At 52.4% G+C, this 16,840-nt stretch carries 7 protein-coding genes; 4 read left to right on the top strand and 3 right to left on the bottom strand.

Annotation, left to right across the window (positions count from 1 at the left end; genetic code table 11):
• Positions 1–13: 13 nt before the first annotated feature.
• The 3 genes from msrAB to MKY12_RS02230 all read left to right on the top strand — a co-directional run bounded on the left by msrAB (position 14) and on the right by MKY12_RS02230 (position 5,906).
• Positions 14–1,567: a bifunctional peptide-methionine (S)-S-oxide reductase MsrA/peptide-methionine (R)-S-oxide reductase MsrB gene (gene msrAB / locus MKY12_RS02240; protein WP_339312757.1), complete on the top strand. Its 1,554-nt coding sequence runs from the start codon at positions 14–16 to the stop codon at positions 1,565–1,567.
• Between the two features lie 124 nt (positions 1,568–1,691).
• The gene (locus tag MKY12_RS02235; protein WP_339312755.1) at positions 1,692–4,790 is read left to right on the top strand and encodes an ATP-binding protein; all 3,099 of its coding nucleotides are present in this window, start codon (positions 1,692–1,694) and stop codon (positions 4,788–4,790) included.
• A 12-nt stretch (positions 4,791–4,802) separates the two neighbouring features.
• Positions 4,803–5,906, top strand: coding sequence for a response regulator (locus tag MKY12_RS02230; protein ID WP_339312754.1), 1,104 nt, complete (start codon positions 4,803–4,805; stop codon positions 5,904–5,906).
• Between the two features lie 58 nt (positions 5,907–5,964).
• On the opposite strand, the gene MKY12_RS02225 is transcribed toward MKY12_RS02230, so the two are convergent.
• The 3 genes from MKY12_RS02225 to galA all read right to left on the bottom strand — a co-directional run bounded on the left by MKY12_RS02225 (position 5,965) and on the right by galA (position 14,854).
• A complete protein-coding gene (locus tag MKY12_RS02225; RefSeq protein ID WP_339312753.1) occupies positions 5,965–11,289 on the bottom strand; it encodes a stalk domain-containing protein in 5,325 nt (1,774 codons plus the stop codon).
• A gap of 135 nt (positions 11,290–11,424) precedes the next feature.
• On the bottom strand, positions 11,425–12,042 hold the full coding sequence (locus MKY12_RS02220) for a hypothetical protein (RefSeq protein ID WP_339312751.1): 618 nt from the start codon (positions 12,040–12,042) through the stop codon (positions 11,425–11,427).
• Positions 12,043–12,082: 40 nt separating this feature from the next.
• Entirely contained in the window at positions 12,083–14,854 is a 2,772-nt protein-coding gene (galA, locus tag MKY12_RS02215) for a beta-galactosidase GalA (RefSeq protein ID WP_339312749.1), read from the bottom strand.
• Positions 14,855–15,068: 214 nt separating this feature from the next.
• Here galA and MKY12_RS02210 point away from each other — a divergent pair, with 214 nt between their 5' ends.
• Complete coding sequence (locus MKY12_RS02210) at positions 15,069–16,835, top strand: histidine kinase (protein ID WP_339312747.1); 1,767 nt, start codon at positions 15,069–15,071, stop codon at positions 16,833–16,835.
• The last annotated feature ends 5 nt before the right edge of the window (positions 16,836–16,840 follow it).

Below are 16,840 nucleotides of genomic sequence, written 5' to 3'. Positions count from 1 at the left end.
GGAGGAATCTGGTATGAAAAAGATATGGAAGTGGATGGGATATATGCTGGTGATTGGCGGCCTGCTGTCGATCCTGGCTGCATGCGGTGCGAAGTCCGATACAGCATCTGGTAAGACGGACTCCCCGGCAACCATGAACAAGGGGAAGCCAGCACCCGCATTCGCATTAAATGATCTGAAGGGCGACCCTATGAAGCTGGAGGATCTGAAAGGCAAGAACGTGTATGTGAAATACTGGGCCTCCTGGTGCTCCATCTGTCTTGCCGGTTTGGAGGAACTGAATACGCTGGCCGGACAGGAGAAGGATTTCCAGGTGGTATCGATTGTAACTCCCGGCTACAAGGGCGAGAAATCCGCCAAGGAGTTCACGGACTGGTTCAACAAGCAGTCGTATGACAATCTGACCGTGCTGCTCGATGAGGATGGGACATGGGCCAAGGAGTTTCAGGTACGGGCGTATCCCAGTTCTTTTTATATCGATGAAGAAGGGTTGCTGGTGAAGTCCCTCCCGGGTCATGCCTCCAACGAGCAGATTAAGGACACCTTCGCGGGAATGAGCTCCGCCTCAGCAGCCGCTCCAGTTCCAGCGGTCAAGACCGCAAGTATAGCTGACAAGGATCTGCGTGACCTGTATCTGGCGGGCGGCTGCTTCTGGGGCGTGGAAGCGTATATGGCCCGCATTCAGGGCGTTCAGGACGTCACCTCAGGCTATGCCAACGGGAAAGGTGAGAACCCGACCTACGAGGATGTCATTCGCGGGGACCGGGGGTTCGCGGAGACTGTGCATGTGAAGTATGATCCGAAGCAGGTCACCCTGAAGCAGCTCCTGGAAGCTTATTTCAAGGTCGTTGATCCGACCAGCCTCAACAAGCAAGGTAATGACCGGGGCGTTCAATACCGGACAGGAATCTACTATTCGTCCCCGGAGGATACAGCTGTTATCCAGCAGGCCGTAGCCCAGGAGCAGACCAAATATGACAAGAAGATCGTAACGGAAGTCCTTCCTCTGGAGAACTACTATCTGGCGGAGGAATATCATCAGGACTACTTAGAGAAGAACCCGAACGGGTATTGCCACATTGACTTAAGCATCCTGGATGAGCAAGAGCCGGTTATCGATCCGGCCCAATACCCGCGCCCTTCCGACGCAGAACTGAAGGAGCGATTAACCGCCGACCAATACGCGGTAGCCGTCAAGAATGACACGGAGCGTGCCTTCAGCAACGAGTATTGGGATAACTATGAGCCTGGCCTGTATGTCGATATCGCCACGGGTCAGCCCCTCTTCTCCAGCAAGGATAAATACGATTCCGGCTGCGGCTGGCCCAGCTTCACGAAGCCGATCGCCCCGCAGGTCGTCACCTATGATACGGATACCAGCTTCGGCATGGAACGCACCGAGGTCCGCAGCCAAGCCGGCGACATTCACCTGGGCCATGTCTTCGACGACGGTCCCGCTGACCGCGGCGGCAAGCGCTACTGCATCAACAGCGCCTCTATCCGCTTCATCCCTCTAGACCAGATGGAGGGTGAGCATTACGGGTATTTGACGGGGCTGGTGGAGTAGATCCGGCAAATATAGACTTTTCCCGTGTGAATTCTAATTGAAAGCCTATCTGTTAAATGCTAATATTAATGGCTGATTAGTTGTACCGATACTAGTAACTTATGATGATAAAGGAGCGGGCAACATGCGCAGAAGAGCTATTCTGATCATTCTAATCAGCTTGATTGGTTGCTCGCTCATTCCCCTATCAATCTTCCTGGACAGCGATCGCAGCACACAGGGAATTCAGGTCCGGGAAGGCGTTATGGATCTTTCTTCGTGGAACCCCGCAGTGGATAAGCGTATTAAACTGGATGGAGAGTGGGAGTTCTACTGGAATCAGTTGCTTACTTCCGACGATTTCAAGGCAGTTAACCCACCCAAACCGATGATCCGGATGTCGGTCCCCTCCCCCTGGAACGGCAGCCTGGTCGAAGGGAAGCCTATTCCGGCTTTTGGCTACGCCACTTACCGTATGGTACTGAAGAATGCCCCCGCGAACACTGTTTATGCTATAAAAAAGACCAATATCCGCTTCTCCAGCGCCATATTTGTCAATGGTCATAAGCTGTTTGAAGATGGCACGCCCGCAAGCTCCTCCTCCTCTTACGTGCCTGGAAATAAACCGCAGATGGGCTTTTTTTCCGCGGCTGGTGAGGCGGAGATTCTCATTCAAGTGGCGAATTTCGATTATGTCAACGGCGGAATCCCGGTTTCGCTGTACTTTGGCGAGCAATCGGCGATGATGGAGCATCAGCAGAAGAGCACAGCAAGAGAGTTCAGTATGCTGGCCATCCTCAGCACGCTCGCCATGGTTTGCCTGATCTGCTATCTGGTCGCAGCCTTTTACCGCAAGCGGGACATCACCCTTCTGCTGTATTCCCTTATCTGCTTTCTCTATACTCTATATTATGGCCTGGTCGGCGAACGGCCGCTTCTCTTGTTCATGCCTGATGTTCCCTTTGAGGTTATATACAAAGTCAAGGATGTCATCTCCATCGTCTGCTTCATTCTGCTGACCTTCTTGTTCAACCAGATGTCACGCAGCCTGGTTTCCTTAAGACAGGCGCGGCTGGTAGCCTTGGTTCTTGGCGGCTTCGTCGTACTGTCGATCCTCCTGCCGATCCGTACATACACAGAATTCTCCACTTTTATCGGAGTTTGCTATGAAGCGCTTCTGTTTGTCCTGCTCTGGAGGGCGGCTTGGTTTCACATCCGCGGCACTGCCGCCAATGCCCTGAAGTCGCTGCTGCTTTTCCTGGTAACACTCACCCTCATCCTGTATTCAGTCGATGCCCTATTGCTTGGCATGTCCATCAAAGAGGACCTTGTTCTTGCGCAATTTTATATGGTGGTATTCAATCTGGTGGTCATTTTCCTGATCATCCTCTGGTTCTTTGAAGCTTACACTACCATGGACAAAATGCGAATCCGGCTGCTGGATATGGACAAGCTCAAGGATGACTTCCTGTCCACCACCTCCCATGAGCTGAAAACACCGCTCAATGCAATCGTCAGCATCACGGATACACTGCTGAAGGGAGCAGAGGGTCCGCTGACGGAGAATCAGAACCGCAATCTGGCCATCGTAATGGGAAGCGGAAGAAGATTAACGCTGCTGGTGAATGAACTGCTGGATTATTCCAAAATGAAGCACGGCGACTTCAAGCTGTACCCCAGCAGCGTGGATCTGCGGACGGTTGCAGACTCAGTTCTGCGCGTTCACTGGTTTCTGCTCGGCGGAAAAGCGATTACCTTTGAGAACCGGATTCCGGCGGATTTCCCGCCTGTGCGGGCAGACAGCAACCGCTTGATTCAAATCCTGCATAACTTGCTTGGCAACGCGGTGCAGTATTCCGACAACGGGCTGGTGAGTATTGAGGCTGAGCTACAACGCGGGTGGGCTAAGATCAGTGTCCGGGATACCGGATGGGGCATTCCCGTTCATATGCTGGAGCGGATCTTTGAGGATTTCGAGCAGGCGGAGCGCCCGGCAGCCCCCCCTCCTGGCGGCACCGGCCTGGGGCTCAGCATCACACGGAAGCTGGTCGAGCTGCACGGTGGAACCATTCACGCAGTCTCAAGCCCCGGGCAGGGATCAGAGTTCAACTTCACATTTCCTCTGGCAGATCATGATGAGCAGCAGCAGGAGAGCTCCGAGCATCCATGGGAGAAGGAGCTGCCGCAGGCAAGGGCAGGAATGCTTCAGCCTGTGTACCCCCAGGTCATAGCCGGCAGACTTAATCAATGGATTCTCGTGGTAGACGATGATTATGCCAATCTCCAGGCCATGGTCAGTCTGCTATCGCTTGCAGGCTACTCCATGGTTGCCGTACACCGCGGCCAGCTTGCTCTGGATGAACTCATCCGCAGGCCAGAGTTTCTCCTGGTGCTGCTGGATATTGCTATGCCGGACATGACGGGCTATGAGGTACTGAAGCAGATAAGGGCCAAGTATTCCCTCTTCGAGCTGCCGGTGCTCATGCTGACGGCCCGTAACAAGGCTGTAGAGATCCAGCTGGCGATGGAGAACGGAGCCAACGATTATGTGGAGAAGCCCTTTGAAGCCGAGGAGCTGCTCGCCCGCATTCGCAGTCTGATTCAACTGAAGACCGCTGTGAAAGAAGCACGGGATAACGAGATTGCCTTTTTGCGTGCACAGATCAATCCGCACTTCCTCTATAATGCGCTGAATGCCATCGCAGAATTATGTGTGGACGAGCCAGATCAGGCGGAGGAGCTGACGCTCAAGCTATCGCATTATTTACGGGCCAGCTTTGATTTCAAGCAGCTTGCTTCGCTGACGACCCTTGAGAAGGAGCTGAATCTGGTTAAAGCTTATGTCTATATTGAACAGGTGCGCTTCGGAGACCGGCTGCAGGTAGACTATGAGATTAAGGTGGATACCGGGATTCTCATCCCGCCGCTGATGCTTCAGCCGCTGGTCGAGAATGCAATCCGGCATGGGCTAATGGCCGGTTATCGCGGCGGCCTGGTCAGATTGTCTGCTGGCCGGCTGGAGAATGGCGAGATCCGGTTGGCTATTGAGGACAACGGGCAGGGGATGAGCCCTGAACTGCTCGAAGATTTGCAGAGGGCCGTTATGGATAAAAAAGGAGTAGGGCTATGGAATATCAGACAGCGCTTCAGGCTATTGTATGGCCGGGAGCTACAGATTGAGAGCAGTCTGGGGAAAGGCACCAAGATTTGGTTTGACCTTCCAGCTGAGTCTTCTATGCATTAAGGAGGTGAACATATGCTGCGGGTAATTATTGTCGATGATGAACAGCCTTCACTGAAACGGCTGAGCCGGATCCTGTCAGAGAGCGGTGAGGTCGTGGTCTGCCAGACCTTCCAGAATCCGCTCATGGCCTATGAATATGCCAGGGAGAACCCTGTGGATATTGCTTTTCTGGACATTTCTATGCCGGAGGTAAACGGGATGAAGTTGTCCCGGCAGCTTCACGAGCTGTATCGGGCCATGGACATAGTATTCGTCACCGGCTATGAGGAATATGCCCTTCAGGCATTCGACATTAACGCGACAGACTACCTCCTGAAGCCGGTATCAGCTGAACGCGTGAGGCAAGCCCTGGATAAAATCCTGAGGCGGCCGATACGCAGGCAGGCGGAGCCTATGCTTGAGGTGCACATGTTTGACGGGTTTAAGCTGGTGCATCCCGGTCCGGACAGGAAGTCCCTTAAGCTGAGGAGTCCCAAGACAGAGGAGTTATTCGCTTTTCTACTATATAAGCGCTCTGTCAGCCGTGACGAAATCATGGACACCCTGTGGAGCGGGCTAGCTTCCGACAAGGCAAGCAACAACCTGAATAGCAATCTATATTATATTCGCAAGGCTATCAGTGAAAGCGGGCTTAAGGTCTGCCTGCTGGCAGGCCGGAATGAGGTACAGATCGTGGAGAATTCCCTGTCCTGTGACCTGTACACGTTCGAGCACGCGCTGAGGGAAATCAGACTGGGCCGCGACGGGCGCAAGGAACTATTGAAACAGGCGGCAGCTTGGTATACCGGACCTTTCCTTAAGGGCAAAACCTATGAGTGGGCCGGCACCAAGACACGCCGTCTGGAGCAGGATTATATAGAACTCCTGGAATTGGCCGCCCGTCTCTATCTTGAGCGGCATGAGGTGGAGCAGGCTTTGCAGGCATATGATCAAATCCTCCTGATCGATGCCCTGCGCGAGGATATCACCGTACAGGTCATGGGGCTGTTGATCGGACTGGGACGGACAAGCGAGGCCATCCGGCGGTACCGCAAGCTGGAGGAGGTCCTGCTGCAGGAGCTCGGAACGCAGCCGGGCGCCCCCAGCCGTGAGATGATGCACAGATTGATCAAGTAAACAGACAAAAGCCGATTGCCCGTAAACAGGCAATCGGCTTATTTTGATTAAGATTATGCTAGCGGATGATCTCGATCCGTTTGTCTTGCGGGAACCACATGACATATGCTCCCAGGGTTTCCGAGACGTAACGCAGCGGCACCATGATTCTGCCGTCGATTGCTTGTGCAGGTACGTCCATCCCTTCGATTAGTTCTCCCAAAGTCATGGTCAGCACTTTACCGTCAAGCGTAATGGTAGCGGTCTTGGTTGCATGATCCCACTTAACTTCAGCACCCAAGGCTTCCGCTACGGCCCGGACGGGGACCAGAGATCTTTGTTCCCGGATCACCGGCGGTACGTCGTTAACCTTATCGATCGCTCCGATAGAATACGCCTTGCTGTCAATCTTGAATGTAATCTTGGTAATGGAATCGGCCTTAACAATGCTGTACAAGCTGAAGCTGTCGGTATAGAACTCGAAGCTGTTCGTTTCCGGGAGATAGACCCCTCCAAGCTTGATCGTCTTATACGTGCCATCTGCCTGAGGTACGAACCGGATTGCTGTCAGATTGGTGGTATCCCCGGTCAAGCCTAACTCCTTCAAGTTAACTGTGACTTTGACCGGTTCAGCGAAGCTCTTGATTCTCGTGCTTGTGCCATTGGAATAATTCAGCTGGGCGATCAGGTCGAGAACCTTCCCGCCGAGCGGCTGCAAACCAGCCTGATCCAGCTTGGTTCCTGCCAGCACTTTATCGGTTGTGGACTTCTCTGTCAGAAGGGCTCCTAACTCCAGGGAAGCATCCAATCCTTGTCTGAGCTCCTGTACGTTCAAACCATTCTTGCCAAAATCAATCACTGCCAATGTGGATTCAAGAATAACCGGCTTTGCAGCCTTCATGATTGCTTGAACCTCAGACGCGGCAGCCTTCACCGTACCTTGTCCCGTTTGAACGGTGTTAAGCCCATCTGTAATTTTGGTTGACGGCTGTACTACAGGCTGCGTAGTTGACGGTTGCGCCACAGTTGGCGTAGTTGGTGTAGTGGACGGCGGTGTATAGGAATCATCCGTCTTCTTGATTACTGATGCCAGGAAGGCATTATAGGCCGCTGTTAACTTCTCATTGGCTTGGTTAATCTCAGCTTGCGTTGCTGCCGTACGGATGACCTCTTCCGCCGCCGTAATTGCAGCCTGCAGAATGGCCTTTGATCCTGCCGGATACTGGCCTACGCCGCTGCCCTCTGTGCTTTCATTCAAGAGGGTTTTCGCTGCGTTAATTTTAGTTTGAACCTCTCCGCTATCTCCAGCTTTTATGACTGCCGCTTGAAAAGCTGCTACTGCCGTTTCCAGCGCTGCTTTCGTTGCGTCAATTTGGGCTTGCGTTGCCGGATGATCAAACACTTCCTTCGCTGCTGCAATCGCAGCTTCCAACGCGTTGACAGCTTCAGACGGGTATTCGCCCACGCCTTCGCCTACAACGCTGTCTTTCAGCAGCGTTCCTGCTTCGGTCACTACTGCGTCAGCCTCTTCGCTGTCGCCTTCTTTATTCACCGCATCTTTAAATGTGGTGATTGCTGCTTCCAACGTTTCTTTCGCTTCATCGATCTGCGCTTGTGTTGCCGGGTGTTCAAACACTTCCTTCGCTGCTGCAATCGCAGCTTCCAACGCGTTGACAGCTTCAGACGGGTATTCGCCCACGCCTTCGCCTACAACGCTATCTTTCAGCAGCGTTCCTGCTTCCGTCAATACTGCGCCAGCTTCTTCGCTGTCGCCTCCTTTATGCACCGCATCTTTAAATGTGGTGATGGCTGCTTCCAGCGCCGCTTTCGCTGCGTCGATTTGGGCTTGCGTTGCCGGATGATCAAAAACTTCCTTCGCTGCTGCAATCGCAGCTTCCAACGCGTTGACAGCTTCAGACGGGTATTCGCCCACGCCTTCGCCTACAATGCTGTCTTTCAGCAGCGTTCCTGCTTCGGTCACTACTGCGCCAGCCTCTTCGCTGTCGCCTTCTTTATTCACCGCAGCTTTAAATGTGGTGATGGCTGCTTCCAACGTTTCTTTCGCTTCATCGATCTGCGCTTGTGTTGCCGGGTGTTCAAACACTTCCTTCGCTGCTGCAATCGCAGCTTCCAACGCGTTGACAGCTTCAGCCGGGTATTGGCCTACACCCTCGCCTACAACGCTATCTTTCAGCAGCGTTCCTGCTTCCGTCAATACTGCGTCAGCCTCTTCGCTGTCACCAGCCTGCATCTGCGCCTTCTCAAACACATCGGCCGCATCCACAAGGGCTTGATACGCAGCATCCAGCTTCACTTGCGAAGATGGTTTATCGAGCACTAGCACCGCTGCATCGAATGCAGCTTGCAATGCTGCCATCGCTTCAGCCGGATATTGCCCGACTCCGTTGCCTGCTTCGCTGACCTCCAAAAGCTGGCCTATCTCTTGAATTTTCCCGAGAGCTTTCGAGTTATCGCCAGTTGGAATGATTCCAGCTATGAACAAATCTGCTGCGTCTCCCAATACCTCATAGGCATGATCAATCTCTTCTTGGGTAGCTGGTGCGCTGATCACATTCGACGCTGCAGTAACCGCTGCCTGCAAAAGCGCTTTTGAACCTGCCGGATATTCACCTGCGTCATCGCCCTCACTTACACTACTCAGCAGGGTTGTCAACTCGGCAATGGCTGCTTGAAGTTTTGTACTATCCCCTTCGCGGACCATGGAGTTCTGAAACTCTTCAACTGCATTGGCAAGTACTTGCATCGCTTGCGAAATTTCTTCTTGAGTAGACGGCCCTCCCAATACTACGTTTGCCGCCTCAATGGCTGTCATGAACAACGCTTTGACTTCAGGCCAATATTGTCCTGCGCCGTGGCCCTCCGGGCTAGTATTATAAAGCGCCGTTGCCTCCGATACCGCTGTTAGAAGCGGCATATAATCGCCTTCCTGAATCTTGGCATTTTCGAAATTTTCGATCGCTTGCACTATAGCTTGATAGGCAGCATCGATCTGTTGTTGTGTCCCGGAGGAATCAATCAGAGTCTCAGCATCTGCAATAGCCTTTTCCAAAGCGTCGAAGGCTTCTGACGGATACTCTCCGACATGATCGCCCTCTACACTATTTTGCAAAAGGTCTTGCGCATCATGAATTTTGTCCTGAAGGAACGTGCTCTCCCCGGGCTCAATTCTTAATAATTTAAAATCCTCCAACGCAGCAGTTAAGTTAGCTAACGCTTGATCAACTTCTGTTTGCGTAGATGACAGGTTGGTTAACGTATCCCACGCAGCATCTATGGCACCTTGAAGAATGGCCTTCGAACCTGACGGATATTGTCCAACTTCGGTACCTTCAACACTGTTGTTCAAAAATGACTGGGCGACTGCGATGGCACTCTGGAGTGCTTGTTTGTTAGGTCCGGTATTCTGGGAATCCAGGAAAGTCTGGATCGCATTCACCAAAACTTCGTAAGCTTCATTAATTTGCGCTTGAGTTCCCGGGTTATTTATCGGGTCAGTCACCCACTGTTCTGCGGCAGTGATGGCACTGCGCAAATCGTTGAATGCCGAAGAAGGGTATTGTCCTGAGTCATTTCCTTCTTCTTTAGTAACCGTAAGGATCCAGGCATCATGGATTTTTCCCTCAAGCGCCGTGGTATCTCCCCGCTTAATTTTAGTATTATTAAAAGTTGTGATTGCGGTATTCAATGCTTGATAGGCAGCATCCAGTTCAGCTTCTGTGGCAGCATTGTTCACCCCCTGCTTAGCCGCATATATGGCAGCTTCCAACGAGTCTTTTGCCTCAGCAGGATATTGGCCTATGCTTGTCCCCACGTCGGCAACATCCCATAACAGCTGTGCTTCATTAATTTTCGCCTGCAGCAGTTCTTTTTTATCCGGCTCCGGGATTTTGGCATCAATGAGTTCTTGCATCGCTTTGGATAGAGCTTGATAAGCCTCATCAATTTTCTTTTGTGTCGTCGTTAAAAAAATCGTATCCTGTGCCATTGAAATAGCATTTACTAAGGCTGAGTGAACTGCTTCCGGATATTGTCCAGGTTCATCGCCTACCTTACTCTCAAGGTAAAGTTCCCAGGCTTCATCAATTTTCACCTGAAGCGGTGCAGGATCACCTGCTTTGATTTGTGCGGCACGGTATGCCTGTATCGCATAATATAACCTTTGGTAGGCATCATCAATTTCATCTTGAGGAGGTGCCGGGTTGTTTAGAACCCCCTCTACTGACACAATGCCCGTAAAGAATACATCCCTTGCTTGCTTCGGATAATCTCCAACACTTTCACCTGATGAAGTATTCCAATAGAGAATTATCGCTTCATCATATTTATCCATAAGGTCCGCTTTACTCGCTCCCTTGATGGCATCCGCCTTAAATGACGTTATGGAACCCGCCAAATCCTGATAGGCAGCATCAATTTGTGCCTGGGTTGTAGCTGTATCCTTTGCATGGGATGCTGCTTCGATGGCTGTATTCAACGCATCCATCACTTCTCCCGGATATTCCCCAAAGCCGTTGCCAGCTACTGAAAAAGCATATAAATCCTTCGCTTCATTAATCTTAGCAATCAAACTAGCTTTATCGAGCTCAGGCTCTCCCGATCCATTGTCCGGGGCTTCAGCCAGCTTAACCGTCAAAGCCCCCTCCAACGAGTTCATATCAATATTCTCGGGATATTGCAGGAATCCCCCGGCTCCATCTAACATTGTGAAGAAATAAATCATTTCATAGGCATTGGACTCTCTCATCATACTGGAGACCTGATCGGTAATGTCTACAGAAAATACTGAACTATTGTCGCTTTCTCTCGCCAGATTTACGATGTCACCCGGTAACATACCAGAGGCATTCTTATAAAATGTTCTGATCTGTACCTTGTTAACCCCATCATCCAAAGCCGTTGCACTTATGATGAGATGATTAAGATCGCTTGTATCCAGCAGTGTGTGGGATATTTTTGGCTGAGAAGGCTGCGGATTACCCGCACCAGAATTCACCACAGTAATAGTATGAACAGTATAAAAATTATCCGGCAACCCCGCTTTGATTGTAATCGTTCCAGCGGGCGCTCCTTGATCAATAATCAGTCTATTGCCCTCAAACCGCTTGCCGACCGGATTATCGTCTACAATGGATAATTGAACAGAATCCGGACTATAAGACGCCTCCCCGTAATAAAAGGTAACACGTATGTCTGCCTCATACGATTCATGTGTAACATCAACAGTATCCTCCAGGAATATCAACCCGGAAGGCAGTTGCTTCGCTAAATTTGCATCCTCTTTGAATACCGGATCAGCAGCATGGATTATGCCCCCCGGTATAACCATGATAAACACTAACAACAAAGCGATAATCCGTTTAAATCTCAATGCCTTTTCCCCCATTATTTTCATTTTTTCCGCATTAATTTATTCTACACGACAGCGCTAAACGTAGAATAAACAAGAAAACCGCCACGGACGGGTGGCGGCACGAAATAATGGATTGTGTTATGAATGCTCGTACGCTGGCGACCTTCACTAAAAAACAAACTCCCTGCCGATCCCCTCCTCATCCACATACGTGATTCTATGAGCCTCTCTCCAGTCCTTCCAATTCAAGATGCTGTCGACCTCTACACGAAATAACTCCGGATAGGGGAGGCTCATCGGGCTGGAGAAGTCGTAGAAGACAAGCTCATATGGAGCTGCCCAGTAACAACCGTCCACCACGACCAGCTCTTTTTGCTCAAAATAAATAATCTCTGCCCAGCAAAAGCCATGCCCTTCGTATGCTGCTTCCGGCACATAGTGCCTGGTTTCCCGGCCCGATAAATCAATAATCGAGTATCCCTGATAATCAAGCCCGCAGAGCAAATATTCCTTCCCCTGAGCTTCTACCCAGCTGAATATAAAAGGATCGTAGTTTCTGAATAGGGTATCAATGTGGTTCTCATTCAGATCCGTAACAATTCCTTTGGTGTATATCCATCTTGTAATGCCTTCTTCATGATAATAATGATGGATGTCAAGCTTGTACCTCCCTGAAGGAGAATAGCTCGTTTCCGTTTCATCTGGAACATAAAATTCATCTTGGAAGTAGTACAGCTCTTCAGCTCTTTGACTAAGGAACCGGGCATCCTGGACAATATTTCTCATAGCAATCCGCCTCTCTCTTCACAAAGAAATAGACCGGCCCCTACCCCCTCAACCCCATCGAAACCGCACCGTTAATGCCCGGCTTATACACATCCGGCTGAATGCCGACCAGCACGGACAATACCGTCTCGTCACCAAGCTCCACATCGTCAAGCGCAACCTCCAGGGTCATTGGCCATGGAGAGGACTGCTTGGCCAGCAGCCGGCCATTGACATAGATTTCGGTATCCCCGCTAAGCGCATGGAAATATAGATACGGGCTGCTACTCTTCTCACGCTCTGTGAGGGTAATGGAGCTGCGGTAAATCACATAGCCGTCTGCTCCCTGGAGCAGCTGCTGCGGCCCGAAGCTGACGTCGACCTTCTCCCAGGAGTTCATGTCCGTAGGATGAATCTCCACATTGGGGTCCGGACGCTCCGGAGAGAGCTCCTGTGTCAGCAGCCAGCTGTTGATATAACGCTCGTGTACAGACAATACATAGGGAGGCTCGTCCACCGCTTCTACCGGGATGACCTGCACCAGAGGCTGCAAGCCTTCCCCCTGAAGCGTCAGTTCAATATCGGTATGCCCCGCATCGCTGCCAACACTTCCGACAATCAGCTGGAGGCAGCCATTGAACAGGCAACGCTCCATAAGATGGTCCAGCTCGTGGGAGTTGGGATTGCCGTTGCCCGCTCCCAGAATAATGCCGCTGCCGGTCAGCGAGAAGGATACCCGCTGCCCCGCCGTCTCCACAAACCGCCCTGCGGCGTCGATGGCGTAGACATTGACAACTACCGCGTCCCGCCCGTCGCCAAGCAGGACTGGCTTGCTCGTCTCCACGCGCAGCGCGCAAGCTGCCCCGGGCGTTATTTTCTCATCTACAGCGACCCGCTTGCCCTGACGATACCCCTCCAGCCTTAGCGTTCCCGGCTCATAAGGAATTTCCCATTGGCATTGCTCATAGAGTTCGACAGCCTGTCTATACCGCAGCTCCCCGTTGACATACAGCTCCACTTCATCGCAGTTGGTATGCGTCATGACGGTCACCGGCTGCCCTTCCTTCCCTGGCCAGTTCCAGCCGCCTGTGATATGCGCAACCGGCTCGTCCAGCCAGAACGCCTGGTACAGGTAATAGGAATCCTTGGGGAATCCGCAGGTATCCAGGATGCCGAAGTGGGTGCTGACGCTGGGCCATTCATAAGGCGTCGGCTCGCCGCGGTAATCGAAGCCTGTCCAGACAAAGGTGCCCATCATATAGTCGCGGGTATTAATGGCTTGCCACGACTCCCTTGCGGTGTTGCCCCAATTCGCCCGTTCCCGGTCATAGCTGTCAAAAAACTGCAGCGCGGTATCGCTGACGTAAGTCCCTCTTGTGGCAAAAGCACTGACCGTCTCGGACCCGATCATCGGCTGGCCCGGATGCTTCTCATGGAAGCGGTCGTAGCCGCCATGCATATAGTTGAATCCGGCAATATCCATCACGTCGACCGTTCCGCCGTCTTCCATAACGCCGCCGTTCATGGCCCCGAGAACCGGACGGGTATCGTCCAGACGCAGGATCGCCTGCTTCATCCGCTTGAACATTTTGCGTCCGACCGGTGTGCCCTGCAGCGGTTCTTCATTGAACAGGCTATAGAATACAACAGACGGATGATTACGGTCGCGCGTCACCATATTCTCCACCTGGCGCAGCCCTTCCGGCGAGCTGTCAAAGTTGCGGTTCTCGTCCATCACCAGCATGCCGAGACGGTCGCAGGCCTCCAGCAGCTCCGGCGCAGGATTGTGATGGGCACAGCGGTAAGCGTTGCTTCCCATAGCCTTCAGCCGTGCAATCCGGTATTCATGCAGCGCGTCCGGCAACGCTACGCCAACTCCGGCGTGGTCCTGATGGTTGCAGGTGCCTTTGATCTTGAGCGGGCGTTCATTAAGATAGAATCCGGTATCGGGGCAGATCCGGATGCTGCGGTAACCATAAGAAGTCGTGACCGTGTCCCGCTCTTCTCCGTCCACCAGCAGGGTGGAATGCAGCTTGTACAGGTGCGGAGCATCCACATCCCACAGCAGCGGCGAGCTAACAGGCAGCTCCTGCTTCAGAACGGCGGCTTCCCCCGCTTCCACGCGGCCTGCGGTCCGTTCCTCCGCCACCACTGCTCCGTCGGCACGCACTACCCGGGACAGGAGTTCAACCTCCGCTGCCGTCTCCCGCTCATTCGTAATCCTCGTCTCCACGTTCGTCAGCCACTTGTCCGCATCTTGCTTCACCGGATTGACCCAGATGCCGCGGTCTGCGATGGACAGCGGATCTTTCTTCGTAAGCCACACATGGCGGTAGATGCCCGCGCCTTCATACCACCAGCCCTCGGACACCGAGGCATCGACCTTCACCACCAGCAAATTGGGGCGGTCGCCATAGAAGACGTTGTCCGTGATATCCACCACGAAGCTGGTATAGCCGCAGAAGTTCCGCCCCAGCACGCTGCCGTTCAAATAAATCGTCGCATAGGTGGCGATGCCGTCGAACTCCAGCAGCAATTGTCTGCCGTTATCGGACGGCTCCAGCTTGAACTTCTTGCGGTACCAGCCGATGCCGCGCGGCTTATAGCCGAAGTCCGGCACCCCGCCCTCGCGGTCGAACGGCTGGCGGTAAGACCAGTCATGCGGCAGCCCTACCGTCTCCCACTCATTATCGTTCCATTCGATGCTGGCCGCTCCCATGATGCCGCCTGCTTTGGCGTTGCCGTATACCGCTTTGTGGCTGTTCTCCACCGGGATAGCTATATCTCCGTGATGGAACAGCCAATCCTTGTCCATGCTTAACCGTTCTCTCATTTAGGTCAAAACCTTTCTGCGTTGTAATACTTCTATTGTAGAAAAGCGGAACGAAAGACGTTAGTACAAAGGGAGGGAACCAATCGCACAAAATGAACATTAATTCATTTTCGATTGTTCTTTTGGACGGCAGCATTCATAGTAGATCATAAATACCCATACGGCTACCGGCTTCCCGGACCCGTAAAGATCTGCCGCAGAAGGTGACAACGCTATGATATCCAAACGAAGAAACAGCATTATGGTCAAAATGATTGTGTTCTATACCATTCCCTTTATTCTACTCTCCGTCCTGCTCGTGTGGAACAGCACCCATACTACGCGCAACATCCAGGACAGCTTCATCACCAATATGTCCCATGCCTTCGACCAATCCTATCGGGATATTGAAGGCCGCATCCAGGTGGCATCGGATCTGACCTCCATGGTCAGCCGGAACAACAAAATGCTCGAATTCATCAATGACCCCTATCTGGGGGATCAATCGGAATTTCTGAAGGAATATCTGGACACCGTCACGCCCATTATCAAATATGCGACCGCTTTCTCAGAGAGTGACGACTATTCCATCCGTGTCTATATGGGGAATGACGCCATCCCGGAGTCGTGGCCTTATTTCTTTCATCTGAGCAACTATTCTTCTCATCCGAAGCTACAGCAATTTGTGCAAAAGGATTCGGAGACCCGGCTGTGGCTGCTGCCGGATGACCGTGAGCTGGGCCCCGCCAGCTTACACGATGAGCGCAGGAAGTATACGCTGCTTACCAAGCTGTATTCGCCTGCCCGCGGCATGCTGGGACTGGCCGTGGTTACGCTGGCCGAGGACAGCCTATTCAGCATCGAGGAGGAGCCCGCCAATCTGTCGAACGCCCAATTCCTCTATGCCGGCGGCCATATTGGACTATCTACCGCAGAGCTGGACGAAGCAGAGGAAGAAGCCATCCTGCAGCAGCATATCGGCGATAAGAGAGCTTATTTTATCCAGGGAGAATATTTATATTTGCATCGTAACCTCGATTCCATCGGCCAGAGCCTCGTGTATAAGGTATCACTGGAGCAGCTCAATGCCTCTGTCCGCAAAAATGTCTGGAATCAGATCCTGCTGATCGTGTTCAGTATTCTGCTGCTGATGATCACTTGTTATTTCATGTTCAAAATGATTTTTCTGCGGCTCAACAAAATTGTGTCGGTCATGCGCCAGGTCATTACCGGCAACAATTCGATCCGCATTCCAGATAACAGGCCGGATGAGCTGGGACAGCTCGCGCATGATTTCAACGATCTCATCGAGCGCAATAACGAGCTGATCCACCGGGTGGTCATGAAGGAGCGGCTGCGCAAGGAAGCCCAGATCAAGGCGCTGCAATATCAGATCAACCCGCATTTCATATACAACACCCTAGACATCTTCCGGATGCAGCTGATTAAGGCCAGGATCTTCGATACGGCGGACCGGCTGGCGGATTTCGGGCAGATCCTGCGCTACAACCTGAGCGACAATACCCTGCATACGACGCTGAACGAGGAGATCGGCTTAATCCGCAAGTACGTCAGTCTGCAATCGCTGAGCAGCAGCAAGGAGATCAGGCTGGACATTGAGGTCCAGGAATCGTTAAAAACCTTTCCGGTGATCAAGTTCCTGCTCCAGCCGATCGTGGAGAACAGTATTAAATACGGACAAACCGCCCGGCGGGAGCTGCTGCATATCCAGGTGCGGGCCTACGCCATTCAGCAGCAGGTCATCATCGATATCACCGATAACGGCTGGGGGATGGAGGAAGGACAGATTGCCGGCCTGAATGAACAGTTTCGCGCCCCGCTCCATTACGAGGACCCTGCGGCCGAGCCGCCCCGCCGCTCCATCGGCCTGCACAATATCAACTCCAGACTGCGCCTGTATTACGGCGACGCCTACCCCATTACCATGGAGGGCAAGAGCAATGACTATACGAAGGTTCAGATTAGAATTCCTTATGAATGAGAGGG

The organism is Paenibacillus sp. FSL M7-0896 (genome assembly GCF_037975415.1).
Classification (GTDB): domain Bacteria; phylum Bacillota; class Bacilli; order Paenibacillales; family Paenibacillaceae; genus Paenibacillus_AQ; species Paenibacillus_AQ silagei.
This window is presented reverse-complemented; position numbering and strand designations above follow the sequence as displayed.